Annotated in this window: 21 protein-coding genes; 12 read left to right on the forward strand and 9 right to left on the reverse strand. The window is 64.3% G+C overall.

The window, feature by feature from the left end:
* Nucleotides 1-302 precede the first annotated feature (302 nt).
* A complete protein-coding gene (locus IVB41_RS32260) occupies nucleotides 303-758 on the forward strand; it encodes a hypothetical protein (RefSeq protein ID WP_027570834.1) in 456 nt (151 codons plus the stop codon).
* Between the two features lie 4 nt (nucleotides 759-762).
* Here IVB41_RS32260 and IVB41_RS32265 read toward each other — a convergent pair whose 3' ends face one another.
* Both IVB41_RS32265 and IVB41_RS32270 read right to left on the reverse strand, forming a co-directional pair.
* Complete coding sequence (locus IVB41_RS32265) at nucleotides 763-966, reverse strand: hypothetical protein (protein WP_027570835.1); 204 nt, start codon at nucleotides 964-966, stop codon at nucleotides 763-765.
* Nucleotides 963-1142 (reverse strand): hypothetical protein, encoded by a 180-nt coding sequence (locus IVB41_RS32270; protein ID WP_027570836.1) that lies wholly within the window; start codon nucleotides 1140-1142, stop codon nucleotides 963-965. The genes IVB41_RS32265 and IVB41_RS32270 overlap by 4 nt, the downstream gene beginning before the upstream one ends.
* A 202-nt stretch (nucleotides 1143-1344) precedes the next feature.
* Here IVB41_RS32270 and IVB41_RS32275 point away from each other — a divergent pair, with 202 nt between their 5' ends.
* Nucleotides 1345-4416 carry an AAA family ATPase gene (locus tag IVB41_RS32275; protein ID WP_247438499.1) on the forward strand — a complete coding sequence of 1024 codons (3072 nt, stop codon included), beginning with the start codon at nucleotides 1345-1347 and terminating at the stop codon, nucleotides 4414-4416.
* 5 nt (nucleotides 4417-4421) lie between these two features.
* On the opposite strand, the gene IVB41_RS32280 is transcribed toward IVB41_RS32275, so the two are convergent.
* Nucleotides 4422-5516: a catalase family protein gene (locus IVB41_RS32280; RefSeq protein ID WP_247438501.1), complete on the reverse strand. Its 1095-nt coding sequence runs from the start codon at nucleotides 5514-5516 to the stop codon at nucleotides 4422-4424.
* 385 nt (nucleotides 5517-5901) lie between these two features.
* Nucleotides 5902-6831: an ABC transporter substrate-binding protein gene (locus tag IVB41_RS32285; protein ID WP_407062514.1), complete on the reverse strand. Its 930-nt coding sequence runs from the start codon at nucleotides 6829-6831 to the stop codon at nucleotides 5902-5904.
* A 527-nt stretch (nucleotides 6832-7358) separates the two neighbouring features.
* On the opposite strand from IVB41_RS32285, the gene IVB41_RS32290 reads away from it, so the two are divergent.
* The 10 genes from IVB41_RS32290 to IVB41_RS32335 all read left to right on the forward strand — a co-directional run bounded on the left by IVB41_RS32290 (nucleotide 7359) and on the right by IVB41_RS32335 (nucleotide 17270).
* Nucleotides 7359-8462, forward strand: coding sequence for an ABC transporter substrate-binding protein (locus IVB41_RS32290; protein WP_247438507.1), 1104 nt, complete (start codon nucleotides 7359-7361; stop codon nucleotides 8460-8462).
* Nucleotides 8440-9462 carry an ABC transporter permease gene (locus IVB41_RS32295; protein ID WP_247288122.1) on the forward strand — a complete coding sequence of 341 codons (1023 nt, stop codon included), beginning with the start codon at nucleotides 8440-8442 and terminating at the stop codon, nucleotides 9460-9462. Before IVB41_RS32290 ends, IVB41_RS32295 begins: the two co-directional genes overlap by 23 nt.
* The gene (locus tag IVB41_RS32300) at nucleotides 9456-10256 is read left to right on the forward strand and encodes an ABC transporter ATP-binding protein (RefSeq protein WP_027570842.1); all 801 of its coding nucleotides are present in this window, start codon (nucleotides 9456-9458) and stop codon (nucleotides 10254-10256) included. The genes IVB41_RS32295 and IVB41_RS32300 overlap by 7 nt, the downstream gene beginning before the upstream one ends.
* Nucleotides 10250-11422: an acyl-CoA dehydrogenase family protein gene (locus IVB41_RS32305; RefSeq protein WP_247438509.1), complete on the forward strand. Its 1173-nt coding sequence runs from the start codon at nucleotides 10250-10252 to the stop codon at nucleotides 11420-11422. Before IVB41_RS32300 ends, IVB41_RS32305 begins: the two co-directional genes overlap by 7 nt.
* A gap of 29 nt (nucleotides 11423-11451) precedes the next feature.
* Entirely contained in the window at nucleotides 11452-12552 is a 1101-nt protein-coding gene (locus IVB41_RS32310) for an LLM class flavin-dependent oxidoreductase (protein ID WP_247438511.1), read from the forward strand.
* A complete protein-coding gene (locus tag IVB41_RS32315) occupies nucleotides 12549-13487 on the forward strand; it encodes an ABC transporter substrate-binding protein (RefSeq protein ID WP_247438513.1) in 939 nt (312 codons plus the stop codon). The genes IVB41_RS32310 and IVB41_RS32315 overlap by 4 nt, the downstream gene beginning before the upstream one ends.
* 326 nt (nucleotides 13488-13813) lie before the next feature.
* On the forward strand, nucleotides 13814-14659 hold the full coding sequence (locus IVB41_RS32320) for a CmcJ/NvfI family oxidoreductase (RefSeq protein WP_247438515.1): 846 nt from the start codon (nucleotides 13814-13816) through the stop codon (nucleotides 14657-14659).
* A 103-nt stretch (nucleotides 14660-14762) separates the two neighbouring features.
* Nucleotides 14763-15074 carry a septal ring lytic transglycosylase RlpA family protein gene (locus tag IVB41_RS32325; RefSeq protein ID WP_007601095.1) on the forward strand — a complete coding sequence of 104 codons (312 nt, stop codon included), beginning with the start codon at nucleotides 14763-14765 and terminating at the stop codon, nucleotides 15072-15074.
* 49 nt (nucleotides 15075-15123) lie between these two features.
* Complete coding sequence (locus tag IVB41_RS32330; protein ID WP_247438517.1) at nucleotides 15124-16293, forward strand: Gfo/Idh/MocA family protein; 1170 nt, start codon at nucleotides 15124-15126, stop codon at nucleotides 16291-16293.
* A gap of 485 nt (nucleotides 16294-16778) precedes the next feature.
* The gene (locus IVB41_RS32335; protein WP_247438519.1) at nucleotides 16779-17270 is read left to right on the forward strand and encodes a hypothetical protein; all 492 of its coding nucleotides are present in this window, start codon (nucleotides 16779-16781) and stop codon (nucleotides 17268-17270) included.
* A 110-nt stretch (nucleotides 17271-17380) separates the two neighbouring features.
* Here IVB41_RS32335 and IVB41_RS32340 read toward each other — a convergent pair whose 3' ends face one another.
* The 5 genes from IVB41_RS32340 to IVB41_RS32360 form a co-directional block, all read right to left on the reverse strand.
* Nucleotides 17381-18691 (reverse strand): ABC transporter substrate-binding protein, encoded by a 1311-nt coding sequence (locus tag IVB41_RS32340; RefSeq protein WP_027570849.1) that lies wholly within the window; start codon nucleotides 18689-18691, stop codon nucleotides 17381-17383.
* Nucleotides 18692-18844: 153 nt separating this feature from the next.
* Nucleotides 18845-21361: an excinuclease ABC subunit UvrA gene (gene uvrA / locus IVB41_RS32345; protein ID WP_247438521.1), complete on the reverse strand. Its 2517-nt coding sequence runs from the start codon at nucleotides 21359-21361 to the stop codon at nucleotides 18845-18847.
* A gap of 174 nt (nucleotides 21362-21535) precedes the next feature.
* Nucleotides 21536-22777 carry an ABC transporter substrate-binding protein gene (locus IVB41_RS32350; protein ID WP_027570851.1) on the reverse strand — a complete coding sequence of 414 codons (1242 nt, stop codon included), beginning with the start codon at nucleotides 22775-22777 and terminating at the stop codon, nucleotides 21536-21538.
* A gap of 41 nt (nucleotides 22778-22818) precedes the next feature.
* Nucleotides 22819-24300: an ATP-binding cassette domain-containing protein gene (locus tag IVB41_RS32355; RefSeq protein WP_247288135.1), complete on the reverse strand. Its 1482-nt coding sequence runs from the start codon at nucleotides 24298-24300 to the stop codon at nucleotides 22819-22821.
* Nucleotides 24300-25226 carry a branched-chain amino acid ABC transporter permease gene (locus tag IVB41_RS32360; RefSeq protein ID WP_027570853.1) on the reverse strand — a complete coding sequence of 309 codons (927 nt, stop codon included), beginning with the start codon at nucleotides 25224-25226 and terminating at the stop codon, nucleotides 24300-24302. Before IVB41_RS32360 ends, IVB41_RS32355 begins: the two co-directional genes overlap by 1 nt.

Here is a 25226-nt window from a genome sequence, read left to right on the forward strand (position 1 = left end):
CCGCGCACATTGGAACCGATAGTAACGGCACGAATAGTCAATCGGGAAGGTGGTTGTTGGTTGCGAATGCGCCGGAAGCTTAATGCTTTGCCGCGGTGATCGGGCCCCAGGCACCGTCCTGCCGGTGTCACACGCGGCGAGGTCGTCGAGCCCGTCGGGTACCGGTTGATCAGAATGGAGGCATGCGTCTTGTGCGGTGCACGCAAACTCGAGGCCGAATTTCTGGCTTTGACCTTGCGCCAGGATGCCCGATCATGGGCTGCGTCCATGTCCAAGCGAAACGTCAGACAGGGAGTAAGACGATGAGGATCTGGAAAACGGCAATTGCCTGTTCGCTGGCCGGCGCGGTCATGGCCGGCCAAATCGAGCCGGCCGCTGCGGGCCCGATGCCCACGAATGTCGCGACCATGAAGGCCGCGGCCGGCGATGATGTCACGCAGGTGTATTGGCGCGGCCGAGGTTTTGGATGGGGCATTGGCGGCCTCGCAGCCGGTGCGATCATCGGTAGCGCCATCGCCAGCAGCTCGCCTTACGGCTACGGCTACTATGGCGGCGGGCCTTATTATGGCGGCTACGGATACCCGGGGCCGGCTTACGGCTATGCTCCTGCCTATTATGGTGGCTATGGACCGGGTTACGGTTATGGCGGCTACTACGCGCGTCCCCGCTATTACGGCTATCGCGCCTATCGTCCATATTACGGTCCGCGCTACGGCTACTACCGGCCGTACCGGGCCTATCACCGCGGATATTGGTGATCGATCAAACGGGCGGACCGCCTCGCCGCAGCGCCACGATGCCGAAGAGGTTTGTGGGCCGCTGCAGGCAAGCGGCCCGATCGGCTTGCGCGCGTTGAACCCGGTGATGCGGCACGACGAGCCGGCCATGCCCGCCCGCGACAATCCCGATGCAGATCGCGACGATGATCGCGATCTCGATGCACCATTCCAGCGGTCCCGAGCTCATGGCAGCGCGATGGTGTTGGCGAGATCGAACTCGGACAGGCCCGGGCCGCCGCACGCAAGGTAGATTGCGAGGAGGAAGACGCGGCTGAGGACGGTGATGCCCAATATCACCCTGACGTCGTAATGGCGAATGGCAAAAGCGAGAGGCGGGATCGCCAAATGTCTTAAAATGCTCATGGCCAACTCCTTGCCAAAATTCAGGCATCGACTGCCTGTCGACTGAAATGACAGTGTGATGAAAAGGCCGTCCGACGCCTTGCCGGCGTCTCTGAAATGGACAGGCCAATGCTAGTGCCGGCGCAGGGCGCAGGTCTTTATCGTGTCCTTACATTTGGCTGAGCTTTCCCTTAAGGTGGGGGAGCATCCGGGGGTCGGAGCCGTGCGTACAGACGCGCTTGCCTTTGGTGAATTCCGCCTCGACCGTGCCAACGCGCTATTGTGGCGAGGCGGGGAGCGGATCGCGCTGGCGCCGAAGCCGTTCGAGGTTCTTTGCCATCTTGTCGGTCGGCCCGGTGAGCTCGTTACCAAGGAAGAGTTGCTCGACGCGGTCTGGTCCGATCTGCACGTCAGCGAGTCGAGCCTCGCCGTTGCCGTGAACGCGCTACGCTCGGTGCTCGGCGACGACAGGCAGTCCCCCAATTACATCGAGACAGTCACGCGGCGCGGCTATCGCTTCATTGCGGCGGTCGCGACCGTCGAATTGCCTGCGATCGAGCGAGCGCGCGAACAGGAGGCGGCGTCCGCCACGGAGCAGGCCGTCGATCGACGCCGGCACTGGAGGGTCGGGCGCACTGGGGCACTCGATACGCTGGACAAGGCGTTGCAACTCGCCCGTACCGGACAGCGTCAGGTCGTCTTCATCACCGGCGAGGCCGGGATCGGCAAGACCACCCTCTTGCAAATGACGCTCGAGAGGATGAACCAGCAGGGACTGGGCGTGCTGCATTGTAGCTGCAACGAATTGTTCGGCACCCATGAGGCCTTTCTTCCGCTGATCGGCGCGCTGAACGAGTGCTGCCGTCGAACCGATGGAGCATCGCTGCTGACTTCGATCCGCGAGCACGCCCCGACCTGGCTCGCGCAAATGCCCGGTTTCCTCGGCGACGCAGACCGGGCCGCATTCCAGCACGAGGTCTTTGGCGCAACCCGGGAGCGCATGCTGCGCGAATTTGCCGATCTCATGGAACATCTCGCCGTCACGCGACCATGGGTGATCATCCTGGAAGATCTGCATTGGAGCGACTTTGCCACCGTGGATGTGCTCTCCCGGCTGGCGCGGCGGGATCGGAGGGCTTCTATCCTCGTGCTGGCCACGTATCGGCCGATGGAAGTCGCCGTCGGCGGACATCCTATCCGTGCGGTTCACCAGGACTTGCGGATTCACGGACACGCCACCGAGCTCGCGCTCGATCGACTGACCGGCACCGACGTCGAACGCTATCTGTCCCTGCGCTTCAACTCGGCCGATTTCGCCAGAGAGCTGGTCGAGCGCATCTTCGCGCGAACCGGCGGGCATCCTCTATTCGTGTCGTCTCTGCTCGATCATCTCGTGGCCCAAGGCGCGCTGGTCGAGCACGAATTGGGCTGGCGGCTGGTCAGTGAAGACGCGGCCTCGCAGGACAGCATGCCGCGCGATCTGGAAGGAATGATCAAGCAGCAGATCGATCACCTCACCGCGGACGAGCGCTGCCTGCTCGAGGTCGCCAGTGCGGCGGGAGCGGAGTTTTCGGCGCTCCATATCGCCGGTGCGCTGGACCGTCCCGTGCTGGATGTCGAGCAGATGTGCGAGGACCTGGCGCGGACCGATCGCGTCATCGTCGTTGCCGGCATGACCGAGTGGCCGAACGGAGGCGTCTCCGGTCGCTATGCGTTCCAGCACGCGCTTTACCAGGAGATCCTCTACCAGCGGCTCGCGCCGGCGCGCCGCACGAAAACCCATGCGCTGCTTGGGGCGGGGATCGAGCAGGGCTACGGGCCGCAGGCTGTGGAGCTCGCCGCCGTTGTCGCGCGCCACTTCGAACTGGGCCGCGATTTCCCGAAAGCGATGCATTATCTGGGCGCGGCGGCCGAGGGCTCGGCGCGAAGGTTCAGCACGCGCGAGGCCGCCAATTACCTGTCCCGCGCTTTGGACCTGGTGCCGCATCTGCCGCCGGAGTTTCGAGTGACGACACGTCTGAAGTTGCTGCTTCAGCGCGCCTGGGCCTGGCGGGCCAGTGGAGATTTCCTGAATTCGCTGCAGGATCTCAGCGCGGTCGTCGCGCACGCGGCGGAGAACGGGCACGTGCGCGAAGAGGTGAACGCGCTGGTCGATCTCAGCAGATTTTGTCTCTACGTCGATCGCCGCCAGAGCCTGCCTGTTGCGGAACAGGCGCTTGTCAAGAGCCGGGCGATCGACGACGCGGCGTTCAGCGCTCTGGTCCAGGGCAACGTTGCCAATTTGAAGCTGATGCTCCGCGGCTGGGATCGCGAGAATGCCGACCTTGCCGAGCGTGCGTCAGCACTGATCACAGGGGAGCAGGATCTGAGCATGCGGCTGCGGCGCTGCTCGATGGAGATGGTGCTGGAGTTCCTGCGCGCGAATTATCCGGCCTGCTGCGATGCGACGACCAGGGGAAAGGAGCTCGCCCGCCTGGTCGGTGACGTCTATCTGTTCGTGCTCTATGAATCGGTCGAGGCCTTTGCCCAGATTTATCTCGGTGAATGGGGACGAGCGCAACGAAACGTCGTCTCCGCGTTGGCTATCTCGGAGCGGAATGCAAATCCGCAGGCCGTCGCGCTGTGTCATCTCACGATCGGATGGCTGTATTCCGAGGCGGAGGAATATGGCAGCGCGTCACGGCGCGCGGAGGATGCGCTCGGCCCGATGATCGAGGCCAATCCGTTCACCTTCTTCGTCGGCAGGAACCTGCTGGCACGAGCTTATGTCCGGATGGGCGACCTGCCTCGGGCGCGGCAGCATCTCGATGCGATGGAGCGGCGGATGGAGGTCGACCGGGTGCCGATGGAGTCGCTGGTCATCCCCCATTATCTGCTGACCTGCTGCGACTATTGGATCGCGACCGGCGATCTGGACCGCGCGCAAACATGGGCCAGCCAGTTTCACGAGGTGACGAGCGCGGCACCCGACCGGCCGTTTCTCGCGCTGTGCTACGAGGCTATGGCGAGAATTGCGATCCTGAAGCAGGATATGCAAGTCGCCGGCGAGCATTTGTCGACGGCCATTTCGATCCTCCGCCATGCCAGGCTGCCGCATGCCAGCTGGCGGGTTTATCGCACGACCGCGGTGCTCTATGAGAGCCTCGGACAAGCGCAAAGGGCTGCCAAGTGGCGGGACCGCTCCAGCCAGGTGATCGCATCGCTGGCAGAGACGCTTGATCCCGGCGATCCGCTGCGATCGGCGTCATTTTTCGACGCAGGCCGGGACAACGGGTCCAATCATGAGGGACGGTGACCAGTTTAATCCGGCAGGTCCGCGATCTCCCGTGGTTCGCCGGGCCGTTGCTTGACCTTGAATTGATTTTGCTGCTGCCGCCGCGTGCGGGAGGCACGGTAGGCATCCCTGCGCAACCGCATGATCGAGCCGAGCGGCTGATGCGCGGCGAGACATCGCCATGGGTCGAACGAAAGCACCTCGTCGGAATAGACGCGACGCGCGGGGCTGTCGGCGGTCTGGCGCGGAAGCGTGATCTTGCCGAGTGCTTGCGGCGGCGCGACGTCTTCGGGCCAGTCGATCGAGGCATCTTCGATCGGTGTTCGCTCCAGGTCGGTGCAGAGCTGGGCAAACAGTTCGTACTCGGCCGCATTGTCCTTGAAGAACGCAACGACGCTGTTCAGCACGGCATCATCGGCATCGTGGCAGGGCTGGCCGGTGAGTTGGCGAACCGACGCCGAGATCGGTACTAGGCGAAGCCTTGCGATATAATCGCCAAACCGCAATGCTCCCTCCGTATGAAAGGTTTCTCCGAGGATATTGCTGCCGGCATCACCGAGCGCTTTCAAGACGATCGGGATCGGAATGCCTGTTCTGTCCGATGCGGCGACCAGGACGCGCGCCAAAAAGCCTATGGGTCCGTACGCCAGATCAGGCAGGAACAGGGTGTGCTCGACCTTTTGCTGTGCGCGCATATAGGCCATCGCATCCGCGAAATAGCTGGGGTGATTGACGAGCAGGAGATCCTGGTTCGTCGTATCGTCGTCGCCGAGCGCCTTAGCCCCAGTCACGCCCAGGACCTTGATGGCAAATCCCCGTGGCGAGCGTACGCGATCGCTCCTGTTGAATGCGGTGGAGAGGCGGACGATGATCGGGAAGTGGCCAGCCTGCTTGAACAGGCCCTGGCGCAGATGATCCCGCAAATCGTCGTAGACGATCAGCTCGCCCCGGAGATAGCCGGCGCCCTTGGCGTGCTGCTGTCGGGTCCCGTGCTTGTCTTTGTGAAAAGTGCGATCGCTCGTTCGCGAAATCGAAGCAACGATCGCCTCGACGGCCGCCGCTTCCTCCGGCCGGATGTGTTCGACGGACGGGTCGTAACGAAGATACTGATCGGCTGACATGGCGCTGATGATCTCCAGCCCGAAGGTCGCCTTCCCATTGCAAGCGTCGACGGCCGCAGGGCGGATCACTGTAAGCCCGTCCAGTCGGGATCGGCAACCCGAGAGCGAGTTGTGATTGCCTGGACAAGCCGTGGGATGAGGCATCCTGTTACCGACGCGATCACACGGTCGATGCTAGGCCAGCGGCGGCTCGTAAGTCCTTATGGGCTCCTTATGTTGTCCTGATCTTTTCCTTAAGGCCGGGCCGGCGAACGGCGGCCCTGGCTGGCGTCTAAAGCGATAGCCACACGATCAGGCCCATGCAGGCCAAATGCGCGAGCACGATCGCGGCGAGATGCAGCGGGCCCGCCTTGAGACGAAGCGCGCGCATCCCGCCGACTCTGCTCTAGTTCGATCCCGCGGCCACAGCGGTGAAGCTGCGGTCGACGGCTTTGCTCACGTCGAGCTTGTTCGGCAGGATGCCGTAGCGCGTCGAGCGGTCCGAGGCTTCCTGCACCTCCTTCACGACGTTCTCATCAATCGGAATCGGGCTGGTGCGCTGCGCGGTGTAGGCCGAGAACAGCACGTCCTCCGGTAGCTTGGTCAGTTCGGCCGTGCTCTTGGCATATTCGCCGAGATGATCCAGCGACCACAGTCGCGCCTTGTTTAGCCGCTGCACGAGGTCCTGCACCGCCGCGCGCTTGGTGGCGATGGCGCTGTCGGAGGCGACGATGAAGGTGATGGTCGGCGTCAGGCCTTCACCGTTGGCGATCACGCGGGCTTTGTCCTTGAGCGTCGCGAAGGAGACGTAGGGCTCCCACACCGCCCAGGCGTCGATCGAGCCCGCGACCAGCGCGATCTTGGCGTCGACCGGGCCCAGCGGCGCGAACGTCGCGTCCTCCAGCTTGATGTCGGCCTTCTCCAGCGTGGCGTCGATCAGGAACTGGCCCCAGCCGCCGCGCGTGCCGGCGAGGCGTTTTCCCTTGAGGTCGGCCGCTGATTTGATCGGCGAATCCTGGCGCACGAGAATGGCTTGCGTCTTCGCATCCGACCTGGTGCCGCCGATCGCCTTGATCGGCGCGCCGGCCGCGTAGACCGAAAGGAATGAAAGGTCGCCGGTGTAGCCGACGTCGAGCGCGCCGGCGTTGAGCGCCTCCAGGATTGGAGCTGCCGCGGGGAATTCCGACCACTCGATCTTGTAGGGCAGATCCTTGGCGTAGCCCGAGATCTCGAGCAGCGAACGGTTGCCGCCCTTCTGGTCGCCGACGCGCAGCACGATTGCGTCGGCCGCGAACGAGGCGGCGGCCGTCGACAGGGTGATGGCGGCGGCAAGCAGCGATGCTGCGAGCCGGCGCGTGATGGAATGATCGAGGGGAGTTGATGCTCATGTGGCCTGTCTTGTTGCTTTGCCCACGACGCGTGAGCGAACGATGCAGCGAGACGATCAAGTCTATGATCGCGCGATGCGCGGTCAATGAAATGGCTAACCGTATTGCGCGCGCGACCAGCAAGGACATTTCAGCGAAGCTCTGATTTCGAGAACGTGCGGGATGTACGGCCGAAGCTGCGCAAAAATGAAGCAGCAGAGGGAGTCGCGCCGGTCTCCGCCAACCGATGCATCGGCGGAAATCCTTTCATCGTCCTTGCACGCACAGATGGAGAGAATGACTTCGCTTCGTGCCACATTCGAAATTCCATTTCATTGACGATACGGCGAACGGGCCGCATGATTTGCGCATCGCATCAAGGCACCGAGCAGGCGCCGGCGAAAAGAATTTCTCTCGACGCAGCTCCGCACGGAACAGGCGCAACGCAAGCCGTTGTGCCGATGGCGGAGCCGTGCCAGCGCAGGAGTGGAGACGGATGAACGACGACGACAAGCGCGACGGATCCAGGCTCGACCGGCGCCATTTGCTCCAGGCGGGATTAGCTGCGGCATTCGTTGCGCCGCTCGGTGCCTTCGGTGCGGCACAGGCCTTTGCGCCGCGGGCCATCGCGCCCGGCGTCGATCTCTCGGAGTTTCCGCTGTGCCGGACGGCGTCGGATGTGCCCGCGCTCACCGGCGCGCCGCGCAAGCTCAAGCTGTCCTGGAACGCCGGCGCGGTCTGTCTCGCCCCGGTGCCGGTCGCCATCGAGCACGGCTTCTTCCAGAAGCACAATCTCGACATCGAACTCATCAATTATTCCGGTTCGACCGACCAACTGCTCGAGGCCATTGCGACCGGCAAGAGCGATGCCGGGCTCGGCATGGCGCTCCGCTGGCTGAAGCCGCTGGAGCAGGGCTTTGACGTCAAGATTGCCGCCGGCACCCATGGTGGCTGCATGCGGGTGCTGACGCGCGCCGATTCCAGCGTGAGCAAGCTTGCCGATCTCAAGGGCAAGATCGTCGCGGTCGGCGATCTCGGCGGCCCCGACAAGAATTTCTTCTCCATTCAGCTCGCCAAGCTCGGTATCGATCCGAACAAGGATGTCGACTGGCGCGCCTATCCCGGCAACCTTCTCAACGTCGCCGTCGAGAAGGGCGAGGTGCAGGCCTTCTTGTCGTCCGACCCGCTGGGTTATCTCTGGCTCAAGGACAGCCTGTACAAGGAGGTCGCCTCCAATCTCGATGGCGAATATCGCGACAAGAGCTGCTGTATCCTTGGCCTGCGCGGCAGCCTGGTGCGCGAGGAGCCGCAGGTCGCGCGCGCCCTGACGCAGGCGCTGCTCGATGCCGCGATGTTCACTGCGCAAAATCCGTCCGTGACGGCGAAATCGTTCCAGCCTTACGCGCCGAAGACGGCGTCGCTCACGGATATCGAGGGTATGGTGCGCTACCACACCCATCACCATCACCCCGTCGGCGAAGTCCTGAAGCGCGAGCTCAAGGCTTATGCCGACGATCTCAAGAGCGTGCAGGTATTCAAGCAGAGCACGGATACGGCCAGATTTGCGGAGCGCATCTATGTCGACGTATTCGCTGTCTGACGGCCTTGCCTCCGGCGCGCCGCGCCTCTCGCGCGCACCGTGGCTGACGAGCTGGGTCCGGGACTCCGGTGTCGGCATTCTCGCCAGCGTGGCGTGGATTGCCTTCGGGCTGTCCTGCCTGTGGTGGGAGGACGTCGGCGACTGGTCGCGGACCCATTCGCTCGGCATTGCCGCACTTGTCATCGCAGCGATCGCGCTGTTCGGGACGGTCGGCGCCGATTACCTCGGTTCGACGGGCCGGGCCTTGCGCCAGCGCGCGCCGTGGCTCGTCGTGCTCGGCGTCGTCCTGACCCTGTGGGAAGTCGCGACGGCGAAATTCGCCTGGCTGCCATTGCCGTTCTTCCCGCCGCCGCAGTCGATCATCGAGGTCTACACCGACGATCTGCCGAAACTGCTCGACAGCGTGTTCGCCTCGGTCAAGCTCCAGCTCGGCGGTTATCTGATCGGCGCGACGGTCGGCTTCCTGACCGGCGTCTCGATCGGCTGGTCGCGCGCGGTCGGCTATTGGGTGCACCCGGTGCTGCGCTTCATCGGCCCGCTGCCGGCGACCGCGTGGCTGCCGATCGCCTTCTTCACGTTCCCGTCAAGCTGGAGCGCGTCGACCTTTCTGATCGCGCTGGCAACGGGGTTCCCGGTCACCGTGTTGACCTGGTCGGGTGTCGCGAGCGTGAGCAACGCCTACTATGACGTCGCGCGGACGCTGGGGGCAAAGCCGTCCTTCCTGGTGCTGAAGGTCGCAATCCCCGCGGCCTTGCCGCACGTTTTCGTCGGCCTGTTCATGGGGCTCGGCTCGTCCTTTGCCGTGCTCGTCGTCGCCGAGATGATCGGTGTCAAGGCCGGCCTCGGCTGGTACCTGCAATGGGCGCAGGGCTGGGCCGCCTACGCCAATATGTATGCGGCGCTGATCGTGATGTCATTGCTCTGCTCCGGCGCGATCACGCTGCTGTTTGCGATCCGCGATCGCCTGCTGGTCTGGCAGAAGGGGACCGTGAAATGGTAGCCGCAACTGCACTGGCTGAAATCGACGCTCACTCGGCCGCGGGCGCCGCGCTCGACATCGAGCAGGTCAGCCACGCCTTCGACATCGACGGCGCCGAGCTGCCGGTGCTCAGCGACGTCAGCATCTCCGTCGAGCCGGGCGAGTTCGTTGCGCTGCTCGGTCCCTCCGGCTGCGGCAAGTCCACGCTGCTGCGCCTCGTCGCAGGCCTCGACAAGCCCCGGTCCGGAACGCTGCGCGAGGACGAGGCGCGCATCACGAGACCGCACCCGTCGCGCGTTGTCGTGTTCCAGGATCCGACCTTGTTTCCCTGGCGCACAGTCTGGGACAATGTCGCGCTCGGGCTGGAGGCGCAGGGCATCTTGAAGAGCCAGCGTCACCGCGTCGATGCCGCCCTCGATCTCGTGGGGCTATCGTCCTTCCGCAATGCCTATCCGCACCAGCTCTCGGGCGGCATGGCGCAACGCGTCGCACTGGCCCGCGCGCTGGTCAACGATCCGAAAATCCTCATCCTCGACGAGCCGCTGGGCAAGCTCGATTCGTTGACCCGCATCACCATGCAAGCCGAGCTGGTCTCGCTGTGGCAGCGCAAGGGCTTTACCACGCTGCTGGTGACGCATGACGCCGAGGAGGCGCTGGTGCTCGCCAACCGCGTCATCGTGTTCAGCGACCGCCCGGCGCGCGTGAAGGCCGATATCCGTGTCGACCGGCCCTATCCGCGCCATCGCGGTGATCCGTATCTGGCCGATTTGCGCCGCCAGATTCTTGGCCTGCTCGGATTGGACGCCACATGGTAACTCCGATCGCCAAGGGGCGCGCGGCGCATCACGAACCCGACTACATCGCACGTGCCGAAGCGCTGGCCGAGGCTTTCGCTGCCCGTGCGGCCGAGTACGATCGCACCGGAAGCTTCCCGTTCGAGAATTTTCGCGAGCTGTCCGAGGCAGGCCTGCTGTCGCTGACGGTGCCTGCCGCCCATGGCGGCGCCGGGGCCGGCGCACGATACGCCGCACGCGTCCTCGGCATCATCGGCAAGGCCGATCCGTCGACCGCGCTGGTGCTGTCGATGCACTACATCAACCATCTGGTGATGGCACGGAGCCCGACCTGGCCGGCGCGGCTGTCGCGCAAGCTCGCGCGCGAGAGTGTCGAAGACCTTGCGCTCGTCAACGCACTCCGCGTCGAGCCCGAACTGGGTTCGCCTGCGCGCGGCGGCCTGCCCGCGACCATTGCACGCCGGACCGAGACCGGCTGGCGGCTCTCGGGGCACAAGATCTATTCGACGGGATCGCCGATCCTGAAATGGTATCTGGTCTGGGCGCGCACGGACGAAGCCGAGCCGCGTGTCGGACAGTTCCTGGTGCCAGCGGGCCTGCCGGGCACGCGTATCGTCGAGACCTGGGATCACCACGGCCTGCGGGCCAGCGGCAGCCACGACGTCATCTTCGACGACGTTGTGATTCCTCTCGATGCCGAGATCGACGTGCGCAAGCCGGCGGACTGGCGCGCCCCTGATGTCGCGCAGGCGACCGTCCACACGATCTTTGTCGCCGCGATCTATGACGGCGTTGCGCGGGCTGCACGCGACTGGCTGGTCGGGTTCCTGAAGCAGCGCGTGCCGGCCAGCCTGGGAGCGCCGCTTGCGACCTTGCCGCGGGCGCAGGAGATCCTTGGTGGGATCGAAACGCGGCTCATCGTCAATGCGCGGCTGATCGCATCTTTCGCCGATGATTTCGACGACGGTGTCGCGCTTTCGGCGACCGAGTCCAACGTCATCAAACTGACCGTGACCAACAACGCCGTCGCCGCGGTCGAGGATGCCTTGTCGCTGACCGGCAATCACGGCCTGTCCCGCGCCAATCCGCTGGAGCGGCACTATCGCGACGTCCTGTGCGGTCGCGTGCACACGCCGCAGGACGATTCCACGCGCACCGGCCTCGGCCGTGCCGCATTGGGCCTCTAGCCTGCCGCCAAACATTCAGGGAGAACATCATGTCGATCGAGTTCATCGGCTTTATCGCCAACAGTAATGCGTCCGAGACCATCGTGCGTCAGGGTCCGGTGCTCGATCCGGTTTATATCGAGACCGTGGCGAAGGCGCATGAGCTCGCGGGTTTCGACCGCGCGCTGCTGGCGTTCCATTCGACCACGCCGGATGCGCTCCAGGTCGCCCAGCATGTGCTGACCATCACCAAGTCGTTAAAAGTGATGATCGCGCAGCGGCCGGGCTTTACCGCGCCGACGCTGCTCGCGCGGCAGCTGGCGACGCTTGACCAGCTCTATGGAGGCCGCGTCTCGCTGCACGTCATCACGGGCGGCAATGCAGCCGAGCTCAGACAGGACGGCAACACGCTCGACGACAAGGACGAGCGTTACGCCCGCACCAGCGAGTTTCTCGACGTGGTGAAGCTGGAATGGACCAGCGAGAAGCCGTTCAACTACAGCGGCAAGTACTACAATGTCGAGAATGGTTTTTCGCAGGTGAAGCCGCTGCAGAAGGCCGGCATCTACACCTTCGTCGGCGGTGGCTCCGACGCTGCGATCGACGTCGCGGGCAAACATGCCGACACCTTTGCGCTGTGGGGCGAATCCTACGCGCAGGTGCGGGACGTCACCGCGCGCGTTCACAATGCGGCCGTCAGGCAGGGCCGTCCGACGCCGCGATTCAGCCTCTCGGTGCGGCCGATCATCGCCCCGACCGAGAAGCAGGCCTGGGACAAGGCGGAAGAGATTCTTGCGCGCGCCACCGCGCTCCAGGACAAGACCGGCTATCGCAAGCCCGCTGACGGCCATGCCACCGCCGGCGCGCGGCGCCTGCTCTCGCTCGCCGACCAGGGCAGCCGCATCGACAAGCGGCTGTGGACCGAGATCGCAAAGCTCACCGGCGCCAACAGCAACACCACCGCGCTGGTCGGCACGCCCGAGCAGGTCGCCGAGGTCTTCGGCGACTATTACGACCTCGGCGTCAGCCATTTCCTGATCCGGGGCTTCGATCCCCTGATCGACGCCATCGAATACGGCCGCGAGCTGATCCCGTTGACGCGCGAGCTGATCGCCAAGCGCCAGACCGTTCGCGGCGAGGCGGCGGAATGATTCGTTTCATGCTGGCTGGCGCGCTGCTGTTCGGATCGTTCGAACTGGCGGCGGCGCAATCCACCTTGCGCGTCGGCGACCAGAAGGGCAATTCGCAGGCCGTGATGGAAGCGGCGGGCGTGCTCAAGGACGTGCCGTACAAGATCGAGTGGAAGGAATTTCCCGCGGCCGCGCCGCTGCTGGAAGCGCTCAGCGCCGGCGCGATCGAGACCGGACTCGTCGGTGACGCACCCTTCACCTTCGCCGCCGCCTCAGGCGCGCCGGTGAAGGCGATCGCCGCGATCCGGCAGACGCGCGAGGGGCTTGCCATCCTCGTGCCCGAGAATTCTCCGATCAAGAGCTTTGCGGATTTGCGCGGCAAGAAGATCGCGACCGGCCGTGGCTCGATCGGGCATCAGCTGATCCTTGCCGCGCTCGAGAAGAACGGTTGGGCTGCGGCCGACGTGCAGATTGCGTTCCTGGCGCCGTCCGATGCCAAGATCGCCTACACGCAAGGCTCCGTCGACGCGTGGTCGACCTGGGAGCCTTATGTTAGCCAGGAGGAGGTGTTGTTCAAGTCGCGCCGCGTCATCACCTCAGAGGGCCTGACGCCGGGGCTGAGCTTTCAGGTGGCGCGGCCCGATGCCATCCGCGACAAGCGCGCGGAGCTGACCGACTTCATCCGGCGCCTCACCGCGGCGCGGGCGTGGTCGCTGAACAATGTCGACAGCTATGCCGCGACCTGGGGCAGGCTGATGAACATCCCGACCGCCGTGCCGCAAAACTGGCTGTCGCGCGCAAAAATCCGGATCGCGCCGATCGATGACGGCGTGGTCGCGGACGAGCAGAGCACGGTCGATCTCTATTTTCGCTGGGGCCTTATCAAGCAGAAGCTCGATGCGGCCGAGGTCGTAGATCGCTCGTTCTCGGATGCGATTGCGAAGGCAGGGCTGTAGGGCACCCGGGTGTCCCGGACGCGACGCTTACCCCTCTCCCCTTGCGGGAGAGGGCGGCTCGCCGCGTAGCGGCGAGACGGGTGAGGGGTTCTCTCCGCGAGTAGTCTCTCACATTGAAGTGAGCCGATAGAACCCCTCATCCGGCGCTTCGCGCCACCTTCTCCCGCAAGGGGAGAAGGAGTGCGGCGAGCGTTGGTCTTTCCTCGAAACGATCCTTCTGCATTCCGCGCTCATGACAACACCCGCGTTGCTATTTGCACGACCTCCCTTGCGCCGCGCTCCATCCCGGCAAAAATCATAACGACGACCACATCGGGAGACCGGCCATGGGCCTGCAAGAAACAAAAATCGAATCGCTTCCCTTCGTCACCGCCGAACTCAACTATCTCGCGCCGGTTTCTGGCAAGCCGCGTACCTACGCCTTCGATCCGCCGCCTGGCGAGCCCAAGAGCACGTCGTTGCCGGAGCCGCATCAGGTCCCGATCTTCGATGCGCGACTGATCGCGCAGAATTTCTCGCTCGACCGCGAAGGTTTTGCGCTGGTGCGGCATCCAACCCAGGTCAAGGACTTCAGCAACGACGACGAGGTGAGGGCGGTCTACTATCCCGCCGTCGAGGGCTTCCTGCGCGCAACGCTGAAAGCCGACCGCGTCGTTATCTTCGACCATACCGTGCGCAGGCGCGTCGAGGGCGCCGCGGATATTCGCGACGGTGGCCCGCGTCAGCCGGCAACACGCGTCCACGTCGACCAGACCGCCGTCTCGGGCGCCAACCGTGTGCGCGAGCATCTGCCCGATGAGGCCGAGGAGCTGCTGAAAGGCCGCGTCCAGGTGATCAATCTGTGGCGGCCGATCCGCGGCCCGTTGCGCGATTCGCCGCTCGCGATGGCCGACGGCACGACGGTGGCGCCCGACGATCTCGTCGCCTCCGATCTGATCTATCCCAACCGCCGCGGCGAGACTTATTCGGTGAAATACAATCCGAACCATCGCTGGTTCTATTTCCCGGAGATGACGGCGGACGAAGCGCTGCTGCTCAAGTGCTACGATTCCGCGACGGACGGCCGCACCCGCTTCGGGCCCCACACCGCGTTCGTCGATCCCACTACGCCGGCCGATGCGGCACCGCGCGAAAGTATCGAGGTTCGGACGCTCGTGTTTCACAAACAGTAACAATGTGTGATGGCACGGCCGGGCGCGACCCGGCGGCGCCTGAGGAACCCACGGGAACCAACAAACGTTGCTGCGCGGGGCAGGGCCAACCGGGAGCGGTGCCGTGCGAGCGCAGACCACGCTATTTTCTTGCCTTGCCACTTTTTCGCTTTCTGCAGTTTCCTTTGCCCAGGCCGAGAGCGGGCTTGCCTCCTATTACGGATACGGAAAAGCCGGAAAAGGCGAGCTGACCTGCGCGCACCGGACGCGCCCCTTCGGAAGCGTGCTGAGGGTGTCGTACGGGAGCCGCTCGATTCAATGCCGGGTCAACGATCGCGGCCCCTTCATCCGCGGCCGGATCGTCGATCTCTCGGTGCCGGCCGCCAAGGCGCTGGGCATGATGAGCGCCGGCGTGGTGCGGGTCTCGGTGGAATAGGTCCGCCGGCGCGCTATAGTGCCGCCCAAAGCATGGGTCAGGGGGCGCTATGGCCAGGATCAGGGTGGGACTCGTCGGCTGCGGCTTCGTGTCGGAGCTGCATATGTATGCGTTCCGGCGCGTCTACGGCGTGGATGTCGAGGTCGCGGCGGTCGCTGCGCGCGGCGACCATGTCGTCGAATTCGCCGGGCGCCACCAGATCCCGCGGGTCTATCGTGGCTTTGCCGAGCTGATCGCGGACCGCGAGCTTGACGTCATCGACATCTGCACGCCGCCCAATCTGCATGCCGAAATGATCGTCGCCGCCATGCAGGCCGGCAAGCACGTGATCTGCGAAAAGCCGTTCGCCGGCTATTTCGGCCGCGACGGCGACCGGCAGCCGATCGGCAAGCATGTGCCGAAGGCGCTGATGTATGAGCGCGTGCTGGAGGAGATGGACGCCACGCGCGCCGCGATCGAGCGCACCGGAAAGCTCTTCATGTATGCCGAGGACTGGATCTACGCGCCCGCGGTGACCAAGACCGCGGAGATCATCAAGGCGACGAAAGACAAAATCCTGTTCATGAAGGGCGAGGAGAGCCATTCCGGCTCGCACGCGGCCCACGCCGCGCAATGGGCGATGACCGGCGGCGGCTCGCTGATCCGGATGGGCTGCCATCCGCTCTCCGCCGTGCTGTATCTCAAGCAGGTCGAGGCCAAGGCGCGCGGCGAGACCATCCGCGTCGCCAGCGTCAGCGGCGATGTCGGCAATGTCACGGCTGTCCTGAAGCCGGAGGAGCGTACCTACATCAAGGCAAATCCTGTTGACGTTGAGGATTGGGGCACGCTGACCGCGACGTTTTCGGACGGCACCAAGGCCACCGTGTTCTCCGGCGACATGATCATGGGCGGCGTCCGCAATCTGATCGAGACCTACACGTCAGGCGGTTCGCTGTTCGCCAACATCACGCCGAACACTCATCTGATGAGCTACCAGACCTCCGAGGAGAAGCTCGCCTCCGTCTACATCACCGAGAAGGTCGACCGCAAAACGGGCTGGCAATATGTCTGCCTCGAAGAGGAGTGGACGCGCGGCTATCTCCAGGAGATCCAGGACTTCATGGAATGCGCCGCGACGGGACGGCAGCCGCTGTCGGACCTCGCGCTGGCGTATGAGACGATCAAGGTGAACTACGCGGGCTACTGGGCGGCGGAGGAGGGACGGCGGGTGGTGTTGTAGGGCGTGACAACGCCGATCTAGCTGAACCTGGTACGTCCGTTTTCAGCGCCTCCCGAGTGTCGTCAATGAGAAGCGCTGTGCGTCGCCTGGTCTCGCCCGCGACCTTGCCGCGACAAGGGCGCGAGCCTGATCGAGCGAATAGGCGCAGACTGTGAACAGCGGCTTCGGGCTCTGGCCGGGGATCGGCTGAAGGACTGTGAAGGACTTCGGGTTTCGCATGGCTTGCTCCGGGCTTGCGGACGACGATGCCGTCCTGTCCCGGTTCAGCCACCAGTGGGCGATGCAGTAAAACCAAGCTTTCGCCCCGAAATTCATTGTCCGACACTGATTGCGGGGCCTAATAGCCGCCGCCGATGTCGCGGCTGAAGCCGCCCCCGTTGTGCCAAGGACCCCACCAGCCCATCGTAGCGCTTGACGAGGGGACATGACTGGCAAATCTTTGTCGCGTTATTGGCACGGTCTGTCTGGATATGGATTAAATCATTGTGGAAAGTTCAGCTCAAACTACGCTTGGAAATACACTCGTCTCGCTCCTGATCTGGGCCTGCATGGCGAGCGCTGCGTTGGCTCAATCTGGCAGTGCAGGCGGGAGTATCTCGAATGATGAGAAATCCCTTTCCGGCTTGCGGCAGGCACCGCGCACGGTGGAGGCTGAGAAGCCCGCACGACGCAGCAAGCCCGAAGCCGCCCGGAAAAGCGGTGGTGGTGGTAGCGGTGTTAGCAAGTTCGACGGCGTGTGGCTCGTTACTGCAGTGGGCTGCGGTACCACCACCACGTCGACAGTCGTCGTCTCCGGCGGAAGCGTCAGTGGCGGGGGTGCCACCGGAACGATCAACGCCAACGGGGTCGGCCACTCCGTCGGCATCTACGATGGGGTCACCGTCACCGGTACCAGCTTTACTTCGGGCAATCGAGGCACCGGAACGTTCAGAGCATCGACTGGCTGTACAGGCACAGTCACCTCAATCAAACAGTAAAACGATTGCCTATTTGGGGAGGTGCGACCTACTCACCCGTCTCACCGCTTCGCGCCGAGCCACCCTCTCCCGCAAGGGGAGAGGGTGCACCGTCGTCGCGGCGCGTAGGCTCACGTCCCGTAGGTCGATCCCTTCGGCAGCGGAAACACCGGGTCTTGCGTCCTGATGTTCGTCGGCCACACCACCGAGATGTGCTCGCCGGCATTCTGCATCACGACCGGGGTCGAGCGCTCGTTCTGGCCGGAGAGCGGCGTGCCCGGCGGGAAGAATTTCACGCCATAGCCCTGGATGGTGCCGCCGGCGGGAATGTCGACGTCGAGCGCAGCTTTCCGAATGGCCTCGGGTTCGAAGCTGCCGTACTTCTCCTTGGCGACCGGCAGCACGCTGTTGAGCAGAATCCAGGTCTGGTTGAAACCCATCGAGCAGTGCGGCGGCACGTCGGTCGCGCCGGTCTTGGCCTGGTAGCGCGTGACCATGGTCTTGGTCAGATCGCCGATTCCAGGCGCAAGCTTGGCGGAATCGAGCAGTTGCGCCGGCACCGGATCGATGTTGCAGAAATTGTCGATGTCGGGGCCGAAGGTCGCGCGCAGCTTGTCGAGCTGGCTGTAGCCGGCGCCCGCCCCGAACAGCATCTTGAAGCGCAATCCGCTCTCGCGGGCTTGACGGAGGAACAGGGTGATGTCGGGGTTGTAGCCGGCATGCGAGATCACATCGACCTTGGCGCGCTTGAGCTTGGTCACAAGCACCGAGAGGTCGGGCGCGGAAGCCGAATAGCCCTCGCGCATCACCACCTGGATGCCCGCCTGTTTGGCATAGGCCTCGTCGGCCGCCGCGACGCCGACGCCATAAGGACCGTCCTCGTGGATCAGCGCAACCTTGACGTCCTTCGGGTCCATGCCGAGCTTGCCTTGCGCGTGCTCGGCGACGAAGCCCGCGAAGGCCTGGCCGTACTGGTCGGAATGGATCTGCGCGCGAAACACGTATTGCAGGTTCTTGTCCTTGAACACGGCGGTCGAGACCGCTGTCGTGATCCAGAGGATCTTCTTCTGCTGCTCGACCTTCGCGGCCATCGGCACCGCATGCGCGCTGGAATAGACCCCGTTGATGATGTCGATCTTTTCCTGGCTGATCAGCCGCTCGGCTTCGTTGATCGCCACGTCCGCCTTGCTCTGCGAGTCCGCCGCGACCGGCACGATCTTGGTCTTGCCGCCGATGCCGCCCTTTTCGTTGACGAGGTCGATCGCGATCTGCGCGCCGACCGAGGAGGCGACCGAGCCGCCAGCGGCGAACGGACCGGTGAGGTCGTAGATCAGGCCGATGCGTAAATTTTCGGCTTGCGCCTGGGCCCGTGTCCAATCGAGGCTGAGTGCGGCGGCGGCAGCCGCCGAGCTCTTCAGCAGCTGCCTGCGTGAAGTCGGCATCCTATCCTCCCTCAAAAACCGTTTTATGATTTGGTCTTGTTATTCTTTTTCGAAGTATGGGGAGCGGGGCGGCGGAAAGTCAACATGGCGAAAGTCGGGGTCCCGCCTCCGCGGCGCAGAACGCAATTGCGAAATGGGTGATGAGACCGAGCGCTACTGTTTCAAGCGACGGGCGAGATAGCCGGCGGTCTTCCCGCCGGCCTTGGCCACCTCGCGCGGTGTCCCTGACGCAACAATGCGGCCGCCTTCATCGCCGGCGCCGGGGCCGAGGTCGATAATCCAGTCGCTGTGAGAGACGACATCCATGTCATGCTCGACCACGACCACGCTGTTGCCGGCGTCCACGATGCGCTCGAGCTGGGCGATCAGTCGCTCGACATCCTTGGGATGAAGACCGGTGGTCGGCTCGTCCAGGACATAGAGCGTGTGACCGCGTTGTGGCCGCATGAGCTCGGTCGCGAGCTTGATGCGCTGGGCTTCGCCACCCGACAGTTCGGTGGCGGACTGACCGAGGCGGATATAACCGAGCCCGACCTCGCGGACGACCGACAGCGACCGGTTCAGTGTTGAATCTTCGCGGAAGAATTCGAAGGCCTCGTCGACGCGCATCGCCAGCACATCCGCGATGGATTTTCCGCGGATCTTCACCTCCAGCGTCTTGTCATTGTAGCGCGCGCCCTTGCAAGTCGGGCAGGGTGCGTAGACGCTGGGCAGGAACAGCAGCTCGACGCAGACAAATCCCTCGCCTTCGCAGGTGCTGCATCGGCCTTTCGCGACATTGAAAGAGAAGCGCCCGGCATCGTAGCGGCGGGATTTTGCCTGCGGCGTCGCGGCGAACAGCCGCCGGACGTGGTCAAACAGGCCGGTATAGGTCGCAAGGTTGGATCGTGGCGTGCGGCCGATCGGCCTCTGGTCCACCACCACGAGGCGATCGATCTGGTCGAGGCCGGCGACAATCTTGCCGCCCAATGTCTCGACCGTGGGTGCTGCCAGGCTGTCGTCGTCCGCGTCCGCGGCCCGTGTATGGCCGAGATGCTCCGCCACGGCATCGACGAGGAATTGGCTGATCAGGCTCGATTTGCCGGAGCCCGACACGCCGGTCACGCTGGCGAGAACCCCGAGCGGGACATCGACGTCGAGACCGCGCAGATTGTTGCGGGTCACCCCCCGGATCTTCAGGTGGCCTTTCGGCTCGCGGCGGACCGTCGGCAGTGGCTTTCGTGGATGCGCGAGATAATGGGCGGTTCGCGATTGTGCGACCTGCCCGAGCCCCGCGGGCGGGCCACTATAGAGAATGTTTCCGCCGCCCTCGCCAGCATCCGGCCCGACGTCGACCAGCCAGTCGGCATGCCTGATCACCTCGATCTCATGCTCGACCACGAAGATCGAATTGCCCGCATGCTTCAGCCTGTCCAGCGCCCGCAGCAGCGCCTCGGTGTCGGCGGGATGCAGACCTGCCGATGGTTCGTCGAGCACGTAGACGACGCCGAACAGGTTGGAGCGAACCTGTGTCGCAAGTCGTAGCCGCTGCAACTCGCCCGGCGACAGCGTCGGCGTACTGCGCTCGCAAGCGAGATAGCCAAGCCCGAGATCGAGCAGGACCGCCAGTCGCGCCGACAGATCCTCGCAGATGCGCCTGGCGACGATGGTCTTCTCCGATGCTCCATCCGTCGAAGCCTTCGCGAATGGCTTCATCACCTCCTGCAGCTTCTTGAGCGGCAGATGCGACATCTCGGCGATATCAAGACCGGCGAATTTGACCTTGAGCGCCTCGGGCTTCAATCGCGTGCCGTGGCAGGTCGGGCAGTCCTGGGTGATCATGAATTGCGCGACACGGCGCTTCATCATCGCACTCTCGGACTTGGCATAGGTCTGCATCACGTAGCGCTTGGCGCCGGTGAACGTGCCTTGGTAGCTCGGCTCCTCCTTGCGGCGGAGGGCTCGTTTGACTTCGGCCGAGTCGTAACCGGCATAGACGGGAACGGTCGGCTGCTCCTCCGTGAACAGGATCCAGTCGCGGTCCTTCCTGGGCAGCTCACGCCAGGGCTTGTCAACGTCGTAGCCTAGCGTCGTCAGGATGTCCCGGAGGTTCTGTCCCTGCCAGGCACTCGGCCAGGCCGCGACGGCGCGCTCGCGAATGGTGAGGGTGTCGTCGGGCACCATGGATTTTTCGGTGACGTCGAGCATCCGGCCGATACCGTGGCAGGTCGGGCAGGCGCCTTCCGGCGTGTTCGGCGAGAACGACTCCGCATAGAGCATCGGCTGTCCGCGCGGGTAATCGCCGGCACGGGAATAGAGCATCCTGAGCAAGTTCGAGATGGTGGTCACGCTGCCGACGGACGACCTCGTCGTCGGTGCGCCGCGCTGCTGCTGGAGCGCGACGGCGGGCGGCAGGCCTTCGATGTCGTCGACCTCAGGGATCTGCATCTGGTGGAAGAGGCGGCGCGCGTAAGGCGACACCGATTCCAGATATCGCCGTTGCGCCTCGGCGTAGATCGTCCCGAAGGCGAGCGAGGATTTTCCGGAGCCCGACACGCCCGTGAACACGACGAGGGCGTTGCGCGGAATACTGACGTCGACGTTCCTGAGATTGTGCTCACGCGCGCCGCGCACGCGAACGAAGCCGTCGTCCTGCATCAGGCCATCGGGTCGTCTTGGTCGGTCGTCCATCTGGCTGCTCCGGCCCACGCATGGGAGGTTAACGGCAGGATCGCAGGATGGGTCCACCGATGACAGCGTACCGGTGGCGTTCTGCACAAAACAAAGGCCCGTCGCGGCTGGAGCGACGGGCCTTGCAAGGGCGATGGGACGCTCGGGACCGAGCCCGGTGCCCAGTCCGGCGTGTTACTGCGACAGCTTCACAAAGCTCGGAAACTTCAGCTTGCCTTCCGCGATCTTCTCGGGCCAGACCACGACCTGCTTGGAGTCCTGCCACTGGAAGACCAGACCGGATACGGTCGTCGGACCGGACTTGATGCCGTGGGTGAACTCGTCGTCCTTGCCGTAGAACTGGATGCGGCCGATCGTGCCCTCGTAGTCGGTCTTTTCGAGTTCAGCGACCATCTTGTCGGGATCGGTCGAGCCCGCGCGCGTGATCGCCTCCGTGATGAAGTAGACCTCGTCATACGCGGTGTAGCCGGTATAGGCCGGCGGCGAGCCGAACTTGGCCTTGAAGGCGGCCGCGAACGGTTTCGTCTTGGAGGTCACGGCGACATCGGGCGTTGCGACCGCCAGCGACGGGACGCCGTCGGCGGCGCCATTGGTGTCCTTCCAGAAGGTCGGGCTCAGCGCCTGCGCGCTGATGCCGAACATCGGGATTGGTACCTGCTGGTTCTTCCACTGCACCGTCGGCTGCACGCCGACATGCGAGATGCCGGTGACGATCACGTCCGGCTTCTTGCCCTCGATATTGTTGAAGATCGGCGTGAAGTCGGTGGTGTCAGGCGAGAACCGCACGTGCTCGACCACCTTGAGGCCTGCTTTCGGAAGACAGGCCTCGTAGCCGACGTCGAGCGGCTTGGTCCAGGCGGCGTCCTCGCTCATGATCGCGACCGTCTTGAACTTGAGCTTGTCGACCAGGAGATCCTTGGCGGCGTCGCAGACGAGCTGCGCTTGCGCGGCCGAAGTCAGATAACCGTGGAAAGTGTACTTGTTCTTCTCGTAGTCGTTATGGATCGCCTTGGTGATCTCGTTCGAGGCGGCGCCGGGGGTGATCAGCGGCATCTTCAGCCGCGCCGCCCAGGGTTCGAGCGCGAGGACGACCTCGCTGATATAGCTTGCGATCACGGCGGAGACCTTGTCCTCGCTCACCGCGCGCTGGAACGCACGCACCGAGTCCGCCGAGGAGCTTTTGTTGTCGTAGGTCACGATCTCGATCTTGCGGCCGAGAATGCCGCCCTTGGCGTTGATTTCGTCGGCGGCGATCTGCGCGCCGCCAGGCGTCGCGGCACCCGCGATCGACTGCACTTCGGCGATGACGCCGATCTTGATGGGCTCGTTCGACTGCGCGTAGGCGGGAGCAGCGAGGCACAGCGCCAGCGCGGAGGCGAGGAGAAAGCTGCCGCTCAAATTCGTCGATGGTCGCATGGTCGTTTCCCTTTTGCTTGTTTGTTGTTGATATGCGCGAACTAGAGAAAATCGGCGCCAGCCTCCGCGGCGAAGCGGCCAGGATCGCCCTCCCAGACGATCCTTGCATGTTCGAGCACATAGACGCGGTCGGCATGCGGAAGCGCGAAGGTCACGTTCTGCTCGCCGAGCAGTACCGTGATCGACGTCGTCTGCCGCAGCCTCGTTAGGGCCTTGGACAGGAGTTCGAGAATGACGGGGGCGAGGCCCAGCGTCGGCTCGTCCAGGATCAGGATCTGCGGCTGCATCATCAGCGCGCGGCCGATCGCAAGCATCTGCTGCTCGCCACCGGAGAGCGTTTGCGCCATCTGACCCTGGCGCTCTTTCAGGATCGGGAATAGCTCGAACAGCCAGGCAAGCTGTGCCGCGCGCTTGTCGTCGGCGAGGTGTTGCCCGCCGAGATCGAGGTTTTCGCGCACGCTCATCTCGCCGAACAGCTCGCGCGATTCCGGGCACTGCACGAGGCCGCTGCGGGCGATTTTCGCTGGGCTCGTGCCGCGCAGATTCTCGCCGTTGCGTACGATCTCGCCGGTATAAGGCAGGAAGCCGGAGATGGTGTTGAACAGTGTGGTCTTGCCGGCGCCGTTGAGGCCGACAATGGAGACGAACTCGCCCTCGTGGACGTGGATCGAGACGTTCTCCAGCGCCTGCGCCTTGCCGTAGAACACGCTGACGTTCTCGACCTGGAGCAGCGGCACCTTGTCCTTGAAGCTGGTCTCGGGCCGCGCATGGGTCTCGATGGCGCCGCCGAGATAGACCCGCCGCACCGTCTCGTTCTTCATGACGTCCTCGGCCTTGCCGGTGACGATCTCCTCGCCGAGATACATCGCGAGCACGCGGTCGACCAGCGCCGCGACGCTCTTGACGTTGTGGTCGACCAGCATCACCGCGCGGCCCTCGTCGCGAAAACTGCGGATCAGGTCGGAGAAGATTTCGACCTCCGCCCGCGTCAGCCCGGCAAAGGGCTCGTCCACCAGCACGACTTTGGGGTCGCGCGCGATCGCCTTGGCCAGCTCGAGCCGGCGCAGGTCGGCGAAGGGCAGCGTTGGCGGGCGGCGGTTCATCACGTTGCCGAGGCCGACGCGGTCGGCAATCCATTTGGCGCGCTCGACCAGCGCCTTGTCGGGAAACAGCATGAACAGGCTGTCCGGCAGCAGCGCGACCATGATGTTCTCCAGCACGGTCTGCCGGTTCAGCGGCCGCGAATGCTGGAACACCATGCCAAAGCCTTTGCGCGCGATCTTGTGCGCGGGAAGGCCGGCGACGTCCTCGCCCTCGAAGATCACTTCGCCGGCGGTCGGGCGCTCGATGCCCATCACGCTCTTCATCGCGGTCGACTTGCCCGAGCCGTTCGGCCCGATCAGGCCAAAGATCTCGCCGCTATTGACCTCGAAGCCGAGGTTCTTCACCGCCGTCAATCCGCCGAAGCGCTTGGTCAGGCCACGGACTTCGAGCACGGCCCTGTTTGAAGTTCGCATATCCATCACGAGCGCGCCTCACGCGAGAGGGCCGCTCCGAGGAAGCCGCCGGGGAAGAACAGCACGACGAGCAGCGCGACGGCCGAAACGATGAAGGTCGCAAGCTCTCCGGTCGGGCGCAGGAACTCGCCGGCGACGATCAGGAAGATCGCGCCCAGCGCCGCGCCAAGCACGGTGCGCCGGCCGCCGAGCACGGCGGAGACGATCACGTTGACGCCGACCGCGACGTCGACGACGGTGCCGACCGAGGCGGTGCCGAAATAGAATACCAGCAGCGCCCCCGATAGCCCCGAGAAGAACGCGCTGACGATGAAGGCGGCGAGCTTGTGCTTGACGATGTTGAAGCCGAGCGCGCCGGCCTGCACCGGATCCTGGCCGCTGGCTTGCAGCACCAGGCCGATCGGCGACTGCGACAGGCCATAAAGAATAGCCGCCGAGATCGTCATGAAGCCGAGCGCGATCCAGTAATTGACCCCGGCGTTGATGGAGATGACGTCGGGAATGGTCAGGCCGATCTCTCCGCCGGTGAGGTCGGCAAACACCACGATGAAATTCTGCAGCATCAGTACCGCGACCAGCGTGGTCAGGCCGAAATACGGTCCGCGCACCCGAAGCGCCGGCAGCGCCAGCACGAGGCCCGCGATGACGGAGGCGAGCGCGCCGAGCACGATGCAAGCGTAAACCGACCAGCCGAACTGGGCATTCAGGATGCCGGCGGTGTAGGCACCGACGCCTATCAGGAAGGTCGGTCCGAAATTGACCTCGCCGGCGAAGCCGAACAGCAGGTCCCAGGCCATCGCGAACACGCCGAAATAGAAAGCGACGGTGAGGAGCCCGAGCACGTAGCCGGAGACGTAGAGCGGCAGCGTCGCCGCGATGACGACCAGCGCAAGCGAGATGAAGAACAGGCGGGTCGTAAAGAAGCTGGCCAT

Source organism: Bradyrhizobium sp. 44, from assembly GCF_023073095.1.
In the GTDB taxonomy this organism is placed as follows: Bacteria; Pseudomonadota; Alphaproteobacteria; order Rhizobiales; family Xanthobacteraceae; genus Bradyrhizobium.

Coding starts and splice junctions, on each gene's coding strand:
- IVB41_RS32260 (WP_027570834.1), top strand. CDS start 303: ATGAGGATCTGGAAAACGGCAATTGCCTGTTCGCTGGCCGGCGCGGTC.
- IVB41_RS32265 (WP_027570835.1), bottom strand. CDS start 966: ATGAGCTCGGGACCGCTGGAATGGTGCATCGAGATCGCGATCATCGTC.
- IVB41_RS32270 (WP_027570836.1), bottom strand. CDS start 1,142: ATGAGCATTTTAAGACATTTGGCGATCCCGCCTCTCGCTTTTGCCATT.
- IVB41_RS32280 (WP_247438501.1), bottom strand. CDS start 5,516: ATGTCAGCCGATCAGTATCTTCGTTACGACCCGTCCGTCGAACACATC.
- IVB41_RS32290 (WP_247438507.1), top strand. CDS start 7,359: ATGAACGACGACGACAAGCGCGACGGATCCAGGCTCGACCGGCGCCAT.
- IVB41_RS32295 (WP_247288122.1), top strand. CDS start 8,440: ATGTCGACGTATTCGCTGTCTGACGGCCTTGCCTCCGGCGCGCCGCGC.
- IVB41_RS32300 (WP_027570842.1), top strand. CDS start 9,456: ATGGTAGCCGCAACTGCACTGGCTGAAATCGACGCTCACTCGGCCGCG.
- IVB41_RS32305 (WP_247438509.1), top strand. CDS start 10,250: ATGGTAACTCCGATCGCCAAGGGGCGCGCGGCGCATCACGAACCCGAC.
- IVB41_RS32310 (WP_247438511.1), top strand. CDS start 11,452: ATGTCGATCGAGTTCATCGGCTTTATCGCCAACAGTAATGCGTCCGAG.
- IVB41_RS32315 (WP_247438513.1), top strand. CDS start 12,549: ATGATTCGTTTCATGCTGGCTGGCGCGCTGCTGTTCGGATCGTTCGAA.
- IVB41_RS32320 (WP_247438515.1), top strand. CDS start 13,814: ATGGGCCTGCAAGAAACAAAAATCGAATCGCTTCCCTTCGTCACCGCC.
- IVB41_RS32330 (WP_247438517.1), top strand. CDS start 15,124: ATGGCCAGGATCAGGGTGGGACTCGTCGGCTGCGGCTTCGTGTCGGAG.
- IVB41_RS32340 (WP_027570849.1), bottom strand. CDS start 18,691: ATGCCGACTTCACGCAGGCAGCTGCTGAAGAGCTCGGCGGCTGCCGCC.
- uvrA (WP_247438521.1), bottom strand. CDS start 21,361: ATGGACGACCGACCAAGACGACCCGATGGCCTGATGCAGGACGACGGC.
- IVB41_RS32350 (WP_027570851.1), bottom strand. CDS start 22,777: ATGCGACCATCGACGAATTTGAGCGGCAGCTTTCTCCTCGCCTCCGCG.
- IVB41_RS32355 (WP_247288135.1), bottom strand. CDS start 24,300: ATGGATATGCGAACTTCAAACAGGGCCGTGCTCGAAGTCCGTGGCCTG.
- IVB41_RS32360 (WP_027570853.1), bottom strand. CDS start 25,226: ATGGCCAGCTTCTTTACGACCCGCCTGTTCTTCATCTCGCTTGCGCTG.